Annotated in this window: 15 protein-coding genes; 10 read left to right on the top strand and 5 right to left on the bottom strand. The window is 71.1% G+C overall.

Translation table 11 applies throughout. The annotated features are described in order from the left end of the window. Positions 1–51: 51 nt before the first annotated feature. A complete protein-coding gene (gene rfbA, locus M8316_RS12755; protein ID WP_250055107.1) occupies positions 52–912 on the bottom strand; it encodes a glucose-1-phosphate thymidylyltransferase RfbA in 861 nt (286 codons plus the stop codon). A gap of 111 nt (positions 913–1,023) precedes the next feature. On the opposite strand from rfbA, the gene rfbB reads away from it, so the two are divergent. The 3 genes from rfbB to M8316_RS12740 all read left to right on the top strand — a co-directional run bounded on the left by rfbB (position 1,024) and on the right by M8316_RS12740 (position 5,709). Continuing rightward, complete coding sequence (gene rfbB, locus M8316_RS12750; protein ID WP_250055106.1) at positions 1,024–2,022, top strand: dTDP-glucose 4,6-dehydratase; 999 nt, start codon at positions 1,024–1,026, stop codon at positions 2,020–2,022. 2 nt (positions 2,023–2,024) lie between these two features. Further along, positions 2,025–3,404 (top strand): sugar nucleotide-binding protein, encoded by a 1,380-nt coding sequence (locus M8316_RS12745; protein ID WP_250055104.1) that lies wholly within the window; start codon positions 2,025–2,027, stop codon positions 3,402–3,404. 136 nt (positions 3,405–3,540) lie between these two features. After that, positions 3,541–5,709: an acyltransferase family protein gene (locus M8316_RS12740; RefSeq protein ID WP_250055103.1), complete on the top strand. Its 2,169-nt coding sequence runs from the start codon at positions 3,541–3,543 to the stop codon at positions 5,707–5,709. A gap of 77 nt (positions 5,710–5,786) precedes the next feature. On the opposite strand, the gene M8316_RS12735 is transcribed toward M8316_RS12740, so the two are convergent. Together M8316_RS12735 and cysC are read right to left on the bottom strand one after the other, a co-directional pair. Further along, entirely contained in the window at positions 5,787–6,809 is a 1,023-nt protein-coding gene (locus tag M8316_RS12735) for a sulfite exporter TauE/SafE family protein (RefSeq protein ID WP_250055102.1), read from the bottom strand. Then, a complete protein-coding gene (gene cysC, locus M8316_RS12730) occupies positions 6,809–8,650 on the bottom strand; it encodes an adenylyl-sulfate kinase (RefSeq protein ID WP_250055101.1) in 1,842 nt (613 codons plus the stop codon). Before cysC ends, M8316_RS12735 begins: the two co-directional genes overlap by 1 nt. Before the next feature lie 323 nt (positions 8,651–8,973). Here cysC and M8316_RS12725 point away from each other — a divergent pair, with 323 nt between their 5' ends. Next, positions 8,974–9,933: an asparaginase gene (locus M8316_RS12725; protein ID WP_250055100.1), complete on the top strand. Its 960-nt coding sequence runs from the start codon at positions 8,974–8,976 to the stop codon at positions 9,931–9,933. A gap of 240 nt (positions 9,934–10,173) precedes the next feature. Further along, a complete protein-coding gene (locus M8316_RS12720) occupies positions 10,174–10,668 on the top strand; it encodes a hypothetical protein (protein ID WP_250055099.1) in 495 nt (164 codons plus the stop codon). On the opposite strand, the gene M8316_RS12715 is transcribed toward M8316_RS12720, so the two are convergent. Then, positions 10,650–10,976: a hypothetical protein gene (locus M8316_RS12715; RefSeq protein WP_250055098.1), complete on the bottom strand. Its 327-nt coding sequence runs from the start codon at positions 10,974–10,976 to the stop codon at positions 10,650–10,652. The two genes, M8316_RS12720 and M8316_RS12715, sit on opposite strands and share 19 nt — an antisense overlap. 235 nt (positions 10,977–11,211) lie before the next feature. Here M8316_RS12715 and M8316_RS12710 point away from each other — a divergent pair, with 235 nt between their 5' ends. The 5 genes from M8316_RS12710 to M8316_RS12690 all read left to right on the top strand — a co-directional run bounded on the left by M8316_RS12710 (position 11,212) and on the right by M8316_RS12690 (position 15,337). Next, positions 11,212–12,960 carry a sensor histidine kinase gene (locus M8316_RS12710; protein WP_250055097.1) on the top strand — a complete coding sequence of 583 codons (1,749 nt, stop codon included), beginning with the start codon at positions 11,212–11,214 and terminating at the stop codon, positions 12,958–12,960. Positions 12,961–13,109: 149 nt separating this feature from the next. Further along, on the top strand, positions 13,110–13,502 hold the full coding sequence (locus tag M8316_RS12705) for a helix-turn-helix domain-containing protein (RefSeq protein WP_250055095.1): 393 nt from the start codon (positions 13,110–13,112) through the stop codon (positions 13,500–13,502). A 63-nt stretch (positions 13,503–13,565) separates the two neighbouring features. Then, positions 13,566–14,450 carry a hypothetical protein gene (locus tag M8316_RS12700; protein WP_250055093.1) on the top strand — a complete coding sequence of 295 codons (885 nt, stop codon included), beginning with the start codon at positions 13,566–13,568 and terminating at the stop codon, positions 14,448–14,450. Between the two features lie 126 nt (positions 14,451–14,576). Beyond that, positions 14,577–14,858 (top strand): DUF2516 family protein, encoded by a 282-nt coding sequence (locus tag M8316_RS12695; RefSeq protein WP_250055091.1) that lies wholly within the window; start codon positions 14,577–14,579, stop codon positions 14,856–14,858. 92 nt (positions 14,859–14,950) lie between these two features. After that, on the top strand, positions 14,951–15,337 hold the full coding sequence (locus M8316_RS12690; protein WP_250055090.1) for a phosphomannose isomerase type II C-terminal cupin domain: 387 nt from the start codon (positions 14,951–14,953) through the stop codon (positions 15,335–15,337). A 92-nt stretch (positions 15,338–15,429) separates the two neighbouring features. Here M8316_RS12690 and M8316_RS12685 read toward each other — a convergent pair whose 3' ends face one another. Continuing rightward, complete coding sequence (locus tag M8316_RS12685) at positions 15,430–16,824, bottom strand: tyrosine-protein kinase domain-containing protein (protein ID WP_250055088.1); 1,395 nt, start codon at positions 16,822–16,824, stop codon at positions 15,430–15,432. Between the last annotated feature and the right edge of the window lie 49 nt (positions 16,825–16,873).

The following is a 16,873-nucleotide window of genomic DNA, read 5'->3' as shown; positions in this document are numbered from 1 at the left end:
TGCTCGACCACCAGAGCCTTGCTCGACCGCTGGTGACCGGTAGGCGGTGCCTCAGCCGAGGAGGTCGAGCAGGTACTGGCCGTAGCCGCTCTTGACGAGAGGTGCGGCCCGCTCGGCCAGGTCCTCGTTCGAGAGCCAGCCGTACCGCCACGCGATCTCCTCCGGCGCCCCGATCTTCATGCCCTGCCGGTGCTCGATGGTGCGGACGAAGTTGCCGGCGTCGTTGAGCGAATCGAACGTGCCGGTGTCCAGCCAGGCCGTGCCACGCGGGAGGATCTCGACCTGCAGCCTGCGCTGCTCCAGGTAGATCCGATTGAGGTCCGTGATCTCCAATTCGCCGCGAGCCGAGGGCTTCAGCCCCCGTGCGTAGCCCACGACGTCGGGGCCGTAGAAGTACAGGCCCGGCACCGCGTAGTTGCTGCGCGGCTTCGCCGGCTTCTCCTCCAGTGAGATCGCAATGCCGTCGGCGTCGAACTCGACCACGCCGTAGGCGGTCGGATCTGCCACCTGGTACCCGAAGACCGCAGCACCGTCGAGGTCCTGGAATCTCCGGAGCTGAGACCCCAGGCCCGCGCCGTAGAAGATGTTGTCGCCGAGCACCAGGCCCACAGGCTCGTTGCCCACGTGCTCCGCACCAATCGTGAACGCTTGGGCCAGCCCGTCAGGGCTCGGCTGCACGGCGTACGTGATGCTGATGCCGAACTGACTTCCATCCCCCAGCAGCCGCTGGAACATGGGCGCCTCGTGGGGAGTGTTGATGACGAGCACGTCGCGGATGCCGGCCAGCATCAACGTCGACAGCGGGTAGTAGATCATCGGCTTGTCGTAGACCGGCACGAGCTGCTTGCTGATCCCGTGCGTGATCGGGTGCAGGCGAGAGCCGGTGCCGCCGGCCAGGATGATTCCGCGCATGCGGGACACCCTAGTCAGGGTCGGCATTCCCCACGCCGGTTCCCTGGTGCCGCTGGCCACAGTTCACGGGGCTGTCATCCAGAACCTGCGGCCGTCTCTAGGATCGCCACCATGCAGCGCATCCTCGTGACCGGTGGGGCCGGCTTCATCGGCTCCAACTTCGTCCACCATCTCGTGGAGCACACCGACGCCTCGGTCACCGTTCTCGACAAGCTGACCTACGCGGCATCCCGGGAGTCGATCGCCGGCCTCCCCGCCGATCGCGTCTCGCTCGTCGTCGGCGACATCGCCGACCCCGAGGTCGTCGCTCCGCTCGTCGACCAGCACGATGCCGTCGTCCACTACGCGGCCGAGTCGCACAACGACAACTCGCTGAACGACCCGTCCCCGTTCGTGCAGACCAACCTCATCGGCACGTTCACGATCCTGGAGGCCGTACGCCGCGCGGGGGTCCGGCTGCACCACATCTCCACCGACGAGGTCTACGGCGACCTGGAGCTCGACGACCCGGCCCGCTTCACGGAGGCGACGCCGTACAACCCCTCCAGCCCGTACTCCTCGACGAAGGCCGGCTCGGACCTGCTCGTCCGCGCCTGGGTCCGCTCGTTCGGCGTGCAGGCGACCATCAGCAACTGCTCGAACAACTACGGCCCCTGGCAGCACATCGAGAAATTCATCCCCCGCCAGATCACCAACGTCATCGACGGCGGCCGACCCAAGCTCTACGGAGCCGGACAGAACGTGCGCGACTGGATCCACGCCGACGACCACTCGTCGGCGGTGTGGACGATCCTCAACCACGGCCGCATCGGCGACACCTACCTCATCGGCGCCGACGGCGAGAAGAACAACCTCGACGTCGTCCGCCAGATCCTGCGGCACTTCGGACGCGCGGACGACGACTTCGACCACGTCACCGACCGCGCCGGCCACGACCTGCGGTACGCGATCGACTCCACCAAGCTCCGCACCGAGCTGGGCTGGGCTCCGCAGTTCGCCGACTTCGAGTCGGGCCTGGCACGCACCATCGAGTGGTACGTGGCGCACGAGGACTGGTGGCGTCCCCACAAGCAGTCGGTCGAAGCCACCTACGCCAAGCAGGGGCAGTGACCGTGGCCGACCTGAGCGTCGAGACCACCGACATCCCGGGCCTGCTCGTCATCCGCATGCCGGTGCACGGCGACGCGCGTGGTTGGTTCAAGGAGAACTGGCAGCGGCAGAAGATGACGGCACTCGGCCTGCCTGACTTCGGGCCGGTGCAGAACAACATGTCGTTCAACGCGCACCGTGGCGCCACCCGCGGCATCCACACCGAGCCGTGGGACAAGATGGTCTCGGTCGGCACCGGCCGCGTCTACGCCGCCTGGGTCGACATGCGGGAGGGCGACACCTTCGGCACCACAGTCAGCCTCGAGCTCGACCCGGAGGTCGCGGTGTTCGTGCCTCGCGGCGTCGGCAACAGCTACCAGGCGCTCGAGGACAACACGCTCTATAGCTACCTGGTGAACGACCACTGGCGGCCAGGCATCGCCTACCCCGCCCTCCACCTGGGTGACGCCTCAGCCGCGATTCCGTGGCCCATACCGCTCGACGAGGCGGAGATCAGCGAGAAGGACACCAAGAACCCCTCGCTGGAGGACGTGACACCTCTCCCGGCCCGTCGCCCGGTCGTCCTGGGCGCCGGTGGTCAGCTCGGGCAAGCACTGTTGGCTGCCCTGCCTGACGCGGTCGGCCTGACGCGAGCCGACCTCGACCTCGCGGACGCCGAGGCCGTGGCCGCGTTCCCTTGGCGCGACCACGACGTCGTCATCAACGCAGCGGCCTGGACGGCCGTCGATGACGCCGAGACCCCCGGGGGACGGCCCGGAGCGTGGCTGGCCAACGCATCGGCGCCCGCCACGCTCGCCGCGCTGAGCCGCAAACACGGGTTCACCCTGGTGCACGTGTCATCGGACTACGTGTTCGACGGCAGCCAGGAGACGCACACCGAGGCCGAGCCGCTCTCTCCCCTGGGTGTCTACGGCCAGTCCAAGGCGGCCGGCGACCTGGCAGTGGCAGGCGCGCCCCGCCACTACCTGATCCGCACGTCCTGGGTCATCGGCGAGGGCAAGAACTTCGTGCGCACGATGCAGTCCCTGGCCGAGCGCGGCATCTCGCCCGGCGTCGTCGCCGACCAGCACGGGCGGCTCACCTTCACCTCCGACCTGGCCGACGCGATCCGACACCTCGTCAGCACGCGAGCCCCCTTCGGCACCTACAACGTGACCAGCGATGGGCCCATCGTGACCTGGGCCGACATCGCCAAGCGCGTCTTCGAGCTCAGCGGCCGCAGCGCCGACGACGTCGCCGAGGTGTCGACCGCCGAGTACGGCCAGGGCAAGAACCTGGCACCGCGCCCCGTCCACAGCGCTCTGTCCCTGGAGAAGATCAAGGCCACCGGATACCTCCCGCGCAACATGGACGACGCGCTCGTCGCCTACTGCCGGTCCTGACGCTGGTAGGCGCGTTCGCCTCCCTAGGCAAACGCGCCGACCCGAGGAATCGTCATGGTTCCCCGTATTGTCCTGCGGAGCACAGCCCCCGGCGTGGCAGGGCCGCGGGGAGAGCCGAGCACCAGGGAGCCGAACGTTGCCCACGGGCGAGCACCGCACAGAGACCAGCCGCGTCGGCACGCGGCCCGCCCCGGCGACGGGGACACCGGCGAAGAAGCCGTCCGGCAAACGTCTCGACATCCAGGGCCTGCGTGCGATCGCCGTGGGCGTCGTGGTGCTCAACCACCTGCTCGACTGGCCGCACGGCGGGTTCGTCGGCGTCGACGTCTTCTTCGTCATCTCCGGCTACCTGATCACCGGCCGCCTGCTGCGCACCGCCGGCACCAAGAGCGTCGGCCAGTACTTCTACACCTTCTACAAGCTCCGCGCCCGCCGCATCCTCCCGGCCGGCCTGCTGGTCATCGGCCTCACCATCGTGGCCGCGCAGCTCGTCTTCGGCGGGGTGCGTGCCCACAACGTCCTCGTGGACGGCGGGTGGGCAGCGATCTTCCTGGCCAACTGGCACTTCGCCAGCGCCGGCACCAACTACTTCGAGGCCGGCGACGGTGAGTCGCCGCTCCAGCACTACTGGTCGCTCTCGGTCGAGGAGCAGTTCTACGTCGTCTGGCCGGTGCTCGTGCTGCTGGCCGTCATCCTGCTCCAGCGCCGCTTCGCCGCCCACGGTCTCTCCGACCGCACCCGCGACCTCACCGTCGGCGCCATGGCCGTGGTGCTCTCCCTGGCCGGGTTCGCCTACTCGCTGCACCAGACGGCCGCCGAGCCCACCGCCGCGTACTTCTCCACCCTGAGCCGCTCCTGGGAGCTCGGGGCCGGCGCTGCGCTGGCGTGCTTCCTCCCCCACGTCCGCAAGATCCCGCGCGGCTGGGCCGAGGTGCTGTCGGTGGCCGGTGTCGCGATCATCGCCGTCGCCGTGTTCATCACGCCCAGCACCAACGGCTTCCCCGGCCCCTGGGCCGCGCCCGCCGTGCTCGGCTCGGCCCTGGTGATCGCCGCCGGCAGCATCGGCACCGCGCACGTGCGGAACGTCCTGCTGACCAACCGCGCCTCCACGTTCCTCGGCGACATCTCCTACTCGGTCTACCTCGTGCACTTCCCGCTCGTGGTGATCATGGGCGTGCTGCTGCCGCAGGACGACCTCTTCCGCTGGCTCGCCGTGCTCGGCGGCACCGTGGGCCTCTCGACGCTGATCTTCTACTTCGTCGAGGAGCCGTTCCGCGACTTCCGCACCGGCATCCACCCCGACCTGAGGAACAAGTTCTTCTACGGCGCCGCCCCGGTCCTCATGGCCATGTGCCTGACCGTCCCTATCCTGGTCCGGCCCATCCCGCCGGGCGTGGACAGCAAGACCTTCCTGGCCCTCGGTGAAGCCCAGGCCGAGGTCGACCGCAAGCTCGCCAACGGCGACGACTCCTCCACCGTGCAGCTCCAGTCGGCGCTGCTGGACTCGGTGCAGGCCACCAGCTGGCCGAACGACCTCGACCCCGCCATCGGCGACGCCCCGCGCGCCGACCGCATCGCGCCGGTGTTCCCCAGCTCCTGCAACGAGGTGGACGAGGCGCTCACGCCCGAGCAGTGCACCAGCGGCGCCGACGACGCCGAGCACAGCGCCGTGCTGATCGGTGACTCCATCACCATGTGGCTGGCCACCGCCTTCGAGGACCTGCACGCCTCCGGCGACCCGCTGGTCGACGACTGGAAGGTCACCGACCTCGGCACCAGCGGCTGCAGCTTCTCCAGCAACGTCTCCCAGGTGCGCGGCTTCAGCCGCGCCGACCGGGCCGGCTGCCAGAGCCGCGTCAGCGACGCCCTCGACTACATCGAGCAGACCCAGCCCGACCTGGTGCTGATGACGATCAACCTGCGCAAGGACAAGCGCATCCCGTTCGTCACCTCCACGCTGAAGGCGCTCTCGGCCGACAGCAAGGTCGTCTTCGTGATGCCGCCGCCGATGACCGGCAACCCGGCCGAGTGCTACACCTCGCTCAGCGAGCCGGCCGACTGCGCGACGACGGTGAAGAAGGACTGGAAGAAGTACCGCGCCAAGATGCGCGACGAGCTGCCCGAGTTCGGCGGCACGGTGCTCGACACCAAGGACCTGTTCTGCATCGCCGACCAGTGCCCGGCGTTCGTCGCCACGACGCCGACCAAGGCGGACGGGCTGCACCCGCTGGCGTCCTACGTGGACTACATGCAGGGCGCATTCAGCGAGCTCATCGACAAGCGCGGGACGCTGGACCTCTCCTGAGGTCCCGCGCCCCGCGCTGGGTCGTGCTCTGGCTGGTGCTTGTGGTGCCGTGCCGGCCGGTGGCCGGCTGACGGGGTCTACTCGCGCTTCTCGCGCTCCCGCTGCTCCGGGGAGCCGGCGTAGTTCCACGTGTCGAGCTCGGAGACGGTCGGCAGGCCGCGGAACGGCAGCCCTTCTCGGCGTCGCAGGAAGCCCCACACCACCGGCAGCAGCACCACGACGACGAGGCCGGTGGCCACGGTCAGCCACGGGTTGTAGGTGTCCTCGCCCAGCGGCGCCCAGCCGGACTTGTCCAGCAGCGCCTCGCCCGACATCGCCAGGACGACCACGATGCCGCGGCGGATGAGCGACTGCGGCACGTGCGGGGCGATCTTGGCGCCCAGAAGGGTGCCGGGCACGGAGCCGACGATGAGCGGGATGGTGAGCTCCCAGTCGAGGCCGTGGATCGCGATGTTGGAGATGGCGGCGGCCAGCACCAGCGGCACGGCCTGCACGAGGTCGGTGCCGACCAGCTTCACCGCGGAGAGACCCGGGTAGAGCATCAGCAGGGCGATCATGATGACCGAGCCCGAGCCGACGCTGGTGACGCCCACGAGGAGGCCGCCCAGCACGCCCACGAGGAGCGTGGGGATGGGCCGGATCTTCGGGTCGGGATCGCCCGGGTCGCCGCCGGCGCGCACCCGCTTGAGGTTGATGTAGAGCCGCAGCGCGTAGGTGAGCGCGGCGAAGAGCAGCGCGAAGCCGATGGCGACCTTGAGGACGTAGTCCAGCTGGTCGGGGTCGGTGGTGAGCCGCTTGACCAGGAACGGGCCGATGAACGCCATCGGCACCGAGCCGAGGATCAGCCAGCCCGCCAGCTTCAGGTTGGGCGAGCCCTCCTTGTAGTGCATCGCCGCGCCGCCGGTCTTGTAGACCGCGGCCGCGGTGAGGTCGGCCGTCACGACCGTGGCGGCCTCGCCGCCACCGACGCCGAGGAAGAGCAGCGCCGGGGTCATCAGGGCGCCGCCGCCCATGCCGGTGAGGCCGACGACCACGCCGACCACGAAGCCGGCGACGACGACCGAGAGGGCCGTCCAGGTGAGGAGCTCCATGGGGTCCATCAGGCGTCCGCCTTCCCGGTGAGGGAGCCGACCGCGGTGCGCAGCCAGCCCTCGATCAGCTGGGCCGCCTGCTCGGCGGCCTCGGGACCGCGGCGGTAGGGGTCGGCGACGTCGAGGTCCGCGCTGGCAGCACCGCGCTTGGTGGCGACCGCGGCCAGCAGCTCGGCGCCGGTGAGCCCGCTGCTGGCCTCGGCGGCCTGCACGAACTGGCCGAGGCTGAACACCTTGCGGAACGCGGCGGGGTTCTCGTCCAGGATCACCTGGCGGTGGCGGGCCTCGGCGGTGAGGACGAGGTCGGCCTGCTCGACGAGCTGCCGCGTCACCGGCTGGGAGCGGAAGTCCGCGATCGCCTGCTCGCTCACGCCACGGGCCACGAGCGTCGAGGCCATCGTCTCGTCCATCTCGCTGGCGTCGAAGCCCATCGTGCCCGCCGAGCGGATCACCAGGTCGTCACCGGCCAGGTGCTGCCCCAGCAGCTGCATGAACGGGCTGCGGCAGATGTTCGCGGTGCAGACCATGAGGACGTTGAGGGGCTCAGCGTCGTTGTCGGGTGCGGGGGTCTCGTGGCTCGTCGCTCGCGCTCCTCGCACCTCGACCACCGACGAATCCCCCTCTTCGGCCAGCGGGGTGGTGGTGAGGTCGAGGTAGCCGGACTCGGCGAGCGCGGTGACCACGTCGTCGAGGGCGTCGGGGATGGTGCGGCCGGTCGTGTCGACCACGACGTCGGCGTCGGTGGGCACCTCGTAGGGGCTGGAGATGCCGGTGAACTCGGGGATCTCGCCGGCGCGGGCCTTGGCGTAGAGGCCCTTGCGGTCGCGGCGCTCGCACTCCTCCAGCGGGGTGGCCACGTGGACCAGGAAGAACGCGCCGCCGGCGTCCTCGACCATGCCGCGCACGTCCTGCCGCGTGGAGTCGAACGGGGCGATCGGGGAGACGATCGCGAGGCCGTGGTGGCGGGCGATCTCGGCGGCCACCCAGCCGATGCGGCGGATGTTGGTCTCGCGGTCCTCCTTGGAGAACGTGAGGCCCTTGGAGAGGTTCCGGCGCACCACGTCGCCGTCGAGGCTGGTGATCGTGCGGGTGCCCTGCTCGAGGATCTTGTCCATCAGGGCGCGGGCGAGGGTGGACTTGCCGGAGCCGGAGAGGCCGGTGAAGAAGAGAACCAGCCCCTGCTCGGACGGGGCGGGCTGGTCGTGCGCGACGACGGCGGCGACGTCGTCCGCGTAGCTGTCGTCCTCCCCCGCCTCCGGCAGGCCGATGACGGTGTCGCCGCCGGCGTAGGTGGCGAGCACCGCGAGGCCGAGGGCGTGGTCGGTCTCGGCGTCGCCGGACTCGCGCGCGGCGAGCGGGACGGCGACGACGACCGCGTCGGGCAGCTGCGCCGCGGCCAGCAGCGTCGCCTTGATCAGCGCGACCGCGGAGAGGTCCGGGGTGCCGGCGCCGACGAGGGCGACCAGCGCCACCGGGCCGTGGCCGGCGAGCGTGGCGACCTGCTCCTCAGTGAGGGCGTCGGTGACCGCGACCCAGGTGCGGCCGGCGTGCTGCTCGCGCGCCTGCGCAGGGGTCAGGTAGTAGCGGCGGAACGGGCCGTACTGCGCGTGCGTCAGCGCCTCGACCTGGCCGCCGGGGATGCTCACCCGGGCCAGCGGGAGGCCCTCGGGGTCGACGAGCTCGACGGCGCCGGCCTCGGTGGCGGCGGCCTGCACGTCGTCGGGGAGGGTCAGGGTGATCGGGCTGCCCGGCTCGTCGAAGCCCGCGAGGGGAGCGAGGGCCCCGGAGACGAGGAGCTCCAGGTCGTCGAGCTCGCGGGGCGTGGGGCAGTACTGAGGGGCGGTGCTCACCGGCTCAATGTATACAGACTTGGTCGAGTTTGGGGTGCTGGGGCGGGTGAGTCATCCCTCTCGATGAAGGTCTCCTCCGCTGGTCGAGGAAGGCCGGAGCCTGGGCCGCTGGTCGAGGAAGGACGAAGTCCTGTCGCGAGACCGAGGCCCCGGCGACCGGTGGTCGAGGTGCGAGGCCGGCCACGGCTGAGCCACGAGACCCCCGCACCCGACCGCCCACCGGTGCCGCCCGCCGCTGGTCGAGGAAGGACGAAGTCCTGTGGCGAGACCCAGGCCCCGCCTCACCTACCCCCACCACCGGGGTCCCCGTCTACGGTGCCCCCATGAGTGCACCGGTGCCCGTCGTGGAGATCGTCCGTTCCGGGCTGGTGGAGGGCCGCCACTACGGCTCGGTCGTGGCGCTGGACCCCGAGGGCGAGACGGTGTTCTCCGCCGGCGACGTCACCGGGCCGGTCTACCCGCGCTCGAGCAGCAAGCCGCTCCAGGCGCTGGGCATGGTGGAGGCCGGGCTCGACCTGCCGCCGCACCAGCTCGCCCTGGGCTGCGCGTCGCACTCCGGCGAGGCCATGCACGTCGAGGTGGTGCGCGAGATCCTGGCCGGTGCGGGCCTGGGCGAGGACGACCTCCAGTGCCCGGAGGACTACCCGCTGGAGCCGCGGGTGCGCGACCTCGTCCTGCGTGCCGACGGCGGCCCGAGCCGCGTGCAGATGAACTGCTCCGGCAAGCACGCCGCCATGCTCGCCACCTGCGTGGCCAACGGCTGGTCGACGCACGACTACCTCTCCCCCACGCACCCGCTGCAGCGGGCGATCGACGCGACCTTCGAGCGGCTGACCGGCGAGCCGATCGCGCACGCCGCCACCGACGGGTGCGGGGCTCCGCTGCTGGCGACCTCGCTGGTGGGCCTGGCGAGGGCCTTCTCCGAGCTGGCGCTGGCCAGCCACGGGCCGATGAGCCGGGTCGCGGACGCGATCCGCACCCACCCCGAGCTGGTCTCCGGCACCGAGCGCGACGAGCGGCGCCTGCTCACGGCCGTGCCCGGGGCGATCGGGAAGCTGGGCGCCGAGGCGGTCTACGTGCTGGCGCTGCGCGACGGGCGCTCGATCGCGCTGAAGATCGACGACGGCGGCGACCGCGCGCGCCCCGTGCTGATGGCGGGGCTGCTCGATCGGCTCGGGTGGCTCGACGGTGCTGACGTCGACCGGCACGGTGCGCTGCGGGTCGGTGAGCACGTGCTGTTCGGGGGCGGCAAGCCCGTCGGTGGGTTGCGGGTCTGCGTGTGAGGGGCCTGGGTCTCGCGACAGGACTTCGTCCTTCCTCGACCAGCGGCCAGGCTGCATCGTCGCCTCGGTCTCGCGACAGGACTTCGTCCTTCCTCGACCAGCGGCGGGCGGCTTCGGCGTTCCTCGATCACCGGCGGCGGGGCACATCACGGTTGGGTGTCATCGGGGGCTTGGCGGGCGCGCGGGGCGGTCGTGGGGTTGAATAGACCTGTCCGTCACCACGAATTTTGGGGAGGCAGCGTGCTCGAGCGCTCCCACCAGCGCCACCGCCGCATCCACCTCGCCGCCGCCGGCCTCGCCCTGGCGCTGCCGCTGGCCGCACTGACGGCATGCTCGTCCTCCGACGAGCCGGACGCGGAGTCGACCGCGCAGGCGATCCCGTCGGACTTCGTGGACACCGACGACACCGAGGTGCTCGCCGAGGACGGGCTGCCGCAGGACTTCCCCCGCGACACCGTGGACCTCATCGACGGCGAGATGCAGAGCGCCAGCCGCGACGGCAAGGGCAAGAACGTGTCCTTCGCGGTGCTGATCAGCACCGACGCCTCGGCCGAGGAGGCCGTCAGCGACGCGATCAGCCGGCTGGAGGCGAAGGGCTGGGAGGCCCAGACCACGATCGACGACCCGGCGAACCCGGGGCCGCAGGTGCTGAGCAACGACGACGGCGGGCAGGTCGTGCTGACGTACATCCCGTTCCAGGGCATGTCGTCGGTCAGCTACGGCATCTTCCCGTGATCGGGGCGGGGCCCCGCCTCGTCCGCTCCCTCGTCCGCAGCCGCTGAGGCCGGCGCCACCTCGGCACGCCCCCGCCACAGCACCCAGCCTCGCCCACCGGCGATGGCGAGGCCCGCGAGACCGACGAGGTCCCCGGCTGTGAGTCCGTGGGTGGGCGCGACCACGAGCAGCACCGCGCCCTCCATCGGACCGTTCGCGAGGATCCAGAGCCCCGAGAAGAACGCCACCGCCACGACGCCGGCCCACTGGGCGTACGGCATGGCCGTGATGCTGAGCAGCAGCATCACCAGGACCAGCGCGGGCGTCATCCCCCGAGTGTGCGGCACGGCTCGAGTCGTTGCAGGCCGTGGCGGTCGGTGAACCGATGTGCCGTTCGCCTCACCAGGGGCACGGCCGTGCCGATGTCCTCCACGGATACCCCCACACGTGTCGAGGCGGGGGCATACGATGCGAGGACGCTGGGGGGCCGGCGGTGGAAGGACCTCTAGGTTGAATCTCGGGAAGACGTGGGCGGATGGTTCCGCCCGCTCGGTCGTGCAGCTCATGACCGAGTCCGTCGCGGAGCTGATCGGCTTCGAGGTGGCGTGTCTTTCCGTCGTGCGCGGGGACCAGCTGATCACCATCGCCTACACCGGCCCCGAGGAGCTGCGCGAACACCTGTCCCAGCCGGACCCCGTCGAGGTGCTCGACCCCGTCTGGGCCCTCGGCGAGCGCTGGGGCCGCTTCTACTACCTCTCCGCCGAGCAGTACCGCTCCGCCGACCTCGACGGTCACTGGGCGATCATCGAGGACGCCGGCGGCGCACCCGTCCCGGTCGAGGACGGCGCCCCCGCGCAGCCCGCCTGGGACCCGCACGACGCGCTCGTCGCCGCACTGCGTGACGACGCCGGTGAGCTGATCGGCGTCTTCTCCGTCGACGCCCCGCTGGACGGCCGCCTCCCCGGCCCCACCCAGCGCCGCATCCTCGAGCGCTACGCCGCCCAGGCCGAGCGGGCGATCATCGTGGAGAACGAGCGCGAGGCGCTGCGCCAGCGGGTCGCCCTCGCGGACGCGGCGCGCCGCCTCGTCCGCGCCGTGCCGGCCCGCGCCGACCGGGAGCGGTTCCTCGCCGCCGTCCACCCCGCCCTCATCGCCGGCTTCAAGGGCTCGGGCACCTGGGTGCTCACGCTGGACCCGAACGACCCCACCGCTCCCGCCCGCGACAGCCTCGCCCGCAGCTTCGACGGCCTGCCCCGGCAGGTCTCCGACGAGGTGTCAGCACGACTGCGCGCGGCCGCCCCGCGGATCTGGATGGAGCAGGCGCCCATCGTGCTCGCCGCCCACGAGAAGGACCAGCACGCGCCGCTGCCCGACTGGCTCGACGCCGAGCTGGCCGCCTTCCTGCGCGACGAGCAGGGCGAGCGGGGCATCGGCTCCTCGCTGCTGGTGGCGCTCGGCTCCGGCCGGGACTGCCTGGGCGTGCTCGTGATCTCCCGCCCCGTCGGCGGGCCGGAGTGGAGCCCCGTCGAGACCGACGCGGCCGCAGCGATCGGCCAGGACCTCGGTGCCGCCCTGGAGACCGTGTGCGCGCTCGAGCGCGAGCGCGAGGCCAACCAGCGGCTCCAGGCGGTCGACACCTACCGCACCCGCCTCGTCAGCACCCTGTGCCACGAGCTGCGCACCCCGCTGACCGCGGTGGTCGGCAACCTCGAGCTGCTGCACGACCTCGACCTGCCCGACGAGGCCGACGTGTTCCTGCGCGGCATGAGCCGCGGGTCGGTGCGGATGCGTCGTGTCGTCGACGACCTGCTCACCCTCACCGCGCTGCGCGAGCCGCAGGCACCGATCGAGATGGCGCCCGTCGACCTGGCCTCGCTCGTGCGCGCCGCCGGGGACCTGCTCGCCGAGCCCGCCACCCGCGGCGAGGTGACACTCTCCCTCGACGTGCCGCCGGTGCCCGTGGTCGTGCCCGGCGCCACCGCCGAGCTCGAGCAGCTCGTGACCAACCTGGTCAGCAACGCCGTGAAGTACACCGACCCCGGCGGCAGCGTCCGCGTGGCGCTGTCGGCGCCGGAGCGCGGCACCGTCCGTCTCGTCGTCACGGACGACGGCCTCGGCATCGCCCCCGAGGAGCAGGAGCGGCTCTTCGAGGCGTTCTACCGCGGCGGCAACCCCACCGCCCTGCGCCGCCCCGGCTCCGGCCTCGGCCTGGCGATCGTCGCCAGCGTGGCCGAGCGGCACGGTGGCACCGTCACCCTCGACTCCGCGCTCGGCCGCGGCACCACCGTCACCACCGTGCTGCCTGCCTGCTAGCGCTAGCCGGTGTGCGCCTGCCGGTGGTGGAGGACGTTGCGCAGCAGCTGTCGCGAAACCCCCGGCACCGCAGACCCACGGGCGTTAGCCGCATCACACTGCTAGCAAGCAGGCTTGATTTTGCTAGCAACTGCTAGCACCGTGGAGGCATGGCAAAGACGAAGGTCGGCAAGACCGTCGAGTCCCTCGGGGAGTACCTGCGGGAGCAGCGCACCGGTGCGCAGCTCTCGTTGCGTCAGCTCGCCGAGCAGGCCGGCGTCTCCAACCCGTACCTGAGCCAGATCGAGCGTGGGCTGCGACGCCCCTCCGCCGAGGTCCTCCAGCAGCTCGCGAAGGCACTGCGGATCTCGGCCGAGCAGCTCTACGTGCGGGCAGGCATCGTCAGCCCGGACGACGGCGTCGGCGGCTCCGTGGAGCTGTCCGTCCTCGGCGACACCCAGCTCACCGAGCGGCAGAAGCAGTCGCTTCTCGACGTCTACCAGTCCTTCCTCGCGATGAACGCCGCGGCCGAGCCGGCCGCCGCGTCCGACGAGACCGACTGATCCCCCGCACCCCTCCCCCTCAGCAGCCACCCGCGCCGCCCAGCCGTCACAGGAGTGATCATCATGGCGAAGTTCCCCACCATCGACCTCAAGGACCTCGACCTCAAGGCCGAGGCCACCAAGACCCTCTACGCCGGCGTCGGCGTGCTCGACCTGGCCGTCGAGACCGTCCGCGGCTACGTGACCCCCTACGTCACCGAGGGGCAGAAGAAGCTGGCCGAGGGCCAGAAGAAGTTCACCGACCTCAAGGGCGACGCCGAGACCAAGCTCGGTGACGCGCAGAAGAGCGTCTCGGACCTCGACCTCGACCCCGCCGCCCTGCGCGAGCAGGCCATGTCGGTGGTCAACACCCAGGTCGAGACCCTCACCGCCGAGGCCAAGGCCCGCCGCGAGCAGATCGAGAAGCGCGTCGCGGACCTGCAGACCGACGCCAAGGCCTTCCCGGGCAGGGTGCAGACCTTCGTGGACGACAGCGCCGCCGCCGCGACCGCCGTCTACGGCGACTTCGCCAAGCGCGGCCAGGTGCTCGTGGAGCGCATCCGCACCCAGGACTCCACCCAGGAGGCCGTGAAGGACGCCAAGACCACCACCGCCAAGGCCAAGACCACCGCCACCCAGGCGAAGAAGGCCGCGTCGACGACCAAGAAGGCCGCCTCGTCCAACACCAAGGCCGCCACCACGACGACCAAGAAGACGGCGGCCAAGAAGGCCCCGGCGAAGAAGGCGCCCGCCACCAAGAAGGCCGCCGCCGCCAAGACCGCGGCGAAGAGCACCTCCTCGACCGGCACCTCCACCGCGAAGACCGCCGCGAAGAAGACCACGACGACCGCCAAGAAGGCCTCCGCGCCGGCGACCTCGTCGGCCAAGGCCACCACCACCGCGGCCACCAAGACCGCCGAGGCCGCCACCACGGCCGTCACCGAGGCCGCCAAGAAGGTCGGCGACTGACACCTCGCCGCTCCGGTACCTGCACGGGCCGGGTCGTCCGCACGAGCGGACGGCCCGGCCCTGTCGCGTTTCCGGGCCTGCACCGTGACCGGGCCCGGGCATCTGGGCGTTGGCTACGCTTCCACCATGTTCCTCACCGGGCTCACCAACGACCTCTGGTCGCTGCTCTCGCTGGTCGTGCTCGCCGTGACGATCTTCGCCCTCGTCACCGCCATCACCTTCCCCGCGGAGGCCTACGAGGCCGCCGGCAAGCTCTCGAAGCTGGCCTGGGTGGCCATCCTGGCGCTCGCGGTGCCGGTGATGTTCCTGTTCGGCGTGCGCTCGCTGTTCGGCATCGGCTTCGTCATCGCCGTGCTGGTCTACCTGGTGGACGTGCGTCCCGCGATCCGCGGCCTGCGTCGAAGGTAAAATCCTGCATACCCTGCACCGTATGGGGAAACGTTCTCTAGTTTGGGTGACACGAAGGGGCGGGACGGGCCCCTCCAACCTAGGAGAACACCATGATCGGTGAGTTCGACGTACGCCCGTGGGGCACCTGGCACGTGCTCGACGAGGGTGACGGCTTCAAGATCAAGCGCATCGAGGTCAACCCCGGCCAGCGGCTCAGCTACCAGACGCACGACCACCGTGCCGAGGTCTGGACCATCGCTGCCGGCACCTGCACCGCCATCGTGGACGGCGAGGAGGTGATCGTCCGCACCGGCGAGTCGATCACCGTCGACATCCTGCAGCCGCACCGCATCACCAACATGCACGACGAGCTGCTCGTGGTCATCGAGACCCAGCTCGGCTCCTACCTGGGCGAGGACGACATCTGCCGCCTCCAGGACGACTACGGCCGCGGCAGCGAGACCATCGCCTCCGGCGCGGTGCTCGACCGGCCCTGAGCTGCCCCCAGCAGCACAGCACCCGCACTACAACGCAGGGCCCGACCTCAGTGAGGTCGGGCCCTGCCTGTTGCTCGGGTGTGCGCCTGCGCTCAGTCCTTCGGCTCGAGCGCCTTGCGGCGGCCGGCGTCCGGGGCGTAGCCGTACCCGTAGCCGTACCCGTAGCCGTAGCGGCGGGTGTTGGCCGGGGTCATGTTCAGCACCGAGCCGGAGATGTGCGCGCCCACGGTGCGCATCCGCTCCACCGCGCTGGCCACCTGGTCGCGGGTGGTGCTGCCGAAGCGGGCCACCAGGATCGCGCCGTCGGCCTGCTTGGCCAGCAGGGCCGCGTCGGCCACCGGCAGCAGCGGCGGGGCATCGATGATGACGACGTCGTAGAGCGCCTTGATCTCGGTGAGCAGCGTGGCCATCGCCTGCGACTGGAGCAGCTCGGCCGGGTTCGGCGGCACCGCGCCGCTGGCCAGCACGTCGAGGCCGCTGGCGTGGGTCTGCACCGCGTCCTTCCAGCCGATCTTGCCGACCAGCGCCGAGGTCACGCCCACCGCGTTGTCCAGGCCGAGGGGCGCGCTGGCCTTGGGCCGGCGCAGGTCCCCCTCGATGAGGAGCACCTTCTGCTCGCCCTGCGCCAGGGTCAGCGCGAGGTTCACCGCGGTGGTCGTCTTGCCCTCGGCGGGCAGCGCGGAGGTGACGACGAAGATCCGGTTGTCGGCGTCGACGTCGATGAACTGGAGGTTCGTGCGCAGCACCCGGAACGCCTCGGTGCGGGGCGAGTGGGCCGGCAGGTCGGTGACGAGCTGCGACTTGCGGGCGGCCTGGTCGAACGGCACGGCGCCGAGCGTCGGCACGTCGAAGGCCTCGATGTCGTCGGGACGCTTCACGCTGGTGTCGAGCACGTCGCGGAGCACCGCCAGACCGGCACCGAGCAGCAGGCCGAGCACGAGGCCCAGCCCGATGTTGCGGACCGGCTGGGGAGCCGACGGGGCCGCGGGCACCTCCGCCTCCTCGATCACGGTGGCACGCACCAGGGCGCTGCGCTGGCCGGCCTCGGTCTCGACCTCGCGGATGCGGTCCAGCATCGTGAGCCCGTAGGCCTGCGCCAGGTCCTTCGCGCGCTGCGGCGACGGGTCGCTCACCGTGATCACCAGGTTGGTCGTGTTGGCCACGACCGAGGCCTGCACCTCGCCCACGAGCTCGCCGGTCGAGAGCGAGTCCTGGAGACCGAGCTCGTCGATGACCCGGTCGGCCTGGGAACGTCCCGTGGCGAAGTCCTGGTAGGAGTTCATCCGCGAGAGCGAGTACGTGTTGCCTGCCACCGCCTGCGACGTGTCGTCGGCGGAGGTGACCGCCACGTAGATCTTCGTGCTGGAGGTGTACATCGGCGTCTGCAGCGCCGTGAACGCGGCGGCGGCGCCGGTCACCACCACGGTGGTGAGCACGATGAGCAGCCAGTGGACGCGGAGGATCCGCAGGTAGTCCTTCAGCTCCACGAGAGCCTCCCTGTGGTGGTGCGGGTCGAGCGGGCGGCCGTGCGTGCGT

The organism is Nocardioides bruguierae, from assembly GCF_023554635.1.
Taxonomy (GTDB): domain Bacteria; phylum Actinomycetota; class Actinomycetes; order Propionibacteriales; family Nocardioidaceae; genus Nocardioides; species Nocardioides bruguierae.
This window is presented reverse-complemented; position numbering and strand designations above follow the sequence as displayed.

Bases quoted from the DNA above. Each gene is read 5' to 3' on its own strand.
- M8316_RS12715 (WP_250055098.1), bottom strand. From the start codon at position 10,976: ATGACGCCCGCGCTGGTCCTGGTGATGCTGCTGCTCAGCATCACGGCC.
- M8316_RS12725 (WP_250055100.1), top strand. From the start codon at position 8,974: ATGAGTGCACCGGTGCCCGTCGTGGAGATCGTCCGTTCCGGGCTGGTG.
- rfbB (WP_250055106.1), top strand. From the start codon at position 1,024: ATGCAGCGCATCCTCGTGACCGGTGGGGCCGGCTTCATCGGCTCCAAC.
- M8316_RS12735 (WP_250055102.1), bottom strand. From the start codon at position 6,809: ATGGACCCCATGGAGCTCCTCACCTGGACGGCCCTCTCGGTCGTCGTC.
- rfbA (WP_250055107.1), bottom strand. From the start codon at position 912: ATGCGCGGAATCATCCTGGCCGGCGGCACCGGCTCTCGCCTGCACCCG.
- M8316_RS12710 (WP_250055097.1), top strand. From the start codon at position 11,212: ATGACCGAGTCCGTCGCGGAGCTGATCGGCTTCGAGGTGGCGTGTCTT.
- M8316_RS12690 (WP_250055090.1), top strand. From the start codon at position 14,951: ATGATCGGTGAGTTCGACGTACGCCCGTGGGGCACCTGGCACGTGCTC.
- M8316_RS12700 (WP_250055093.1), top strand. From the start codon at position 13,566: ATGGCGAAGTTCCCCACCATCGACCTCAAGGACCTCGACCTCAAGGCC.
- M8316_RS12695 (WP_250055091.1), top strand. From the start codon at position 14,577: ATGTTCCTCACCGGGCTCACCAACGACCTCTGGTCGCTGCTCTCGCTG.
- M8316_RS12705 (WP_250055095.1), top strand. From the start codon at position 13,110: ATGGCAAAGACGAAGGTCGGCAAGACCGTCGAGTCCCTCGGGGAGTAC.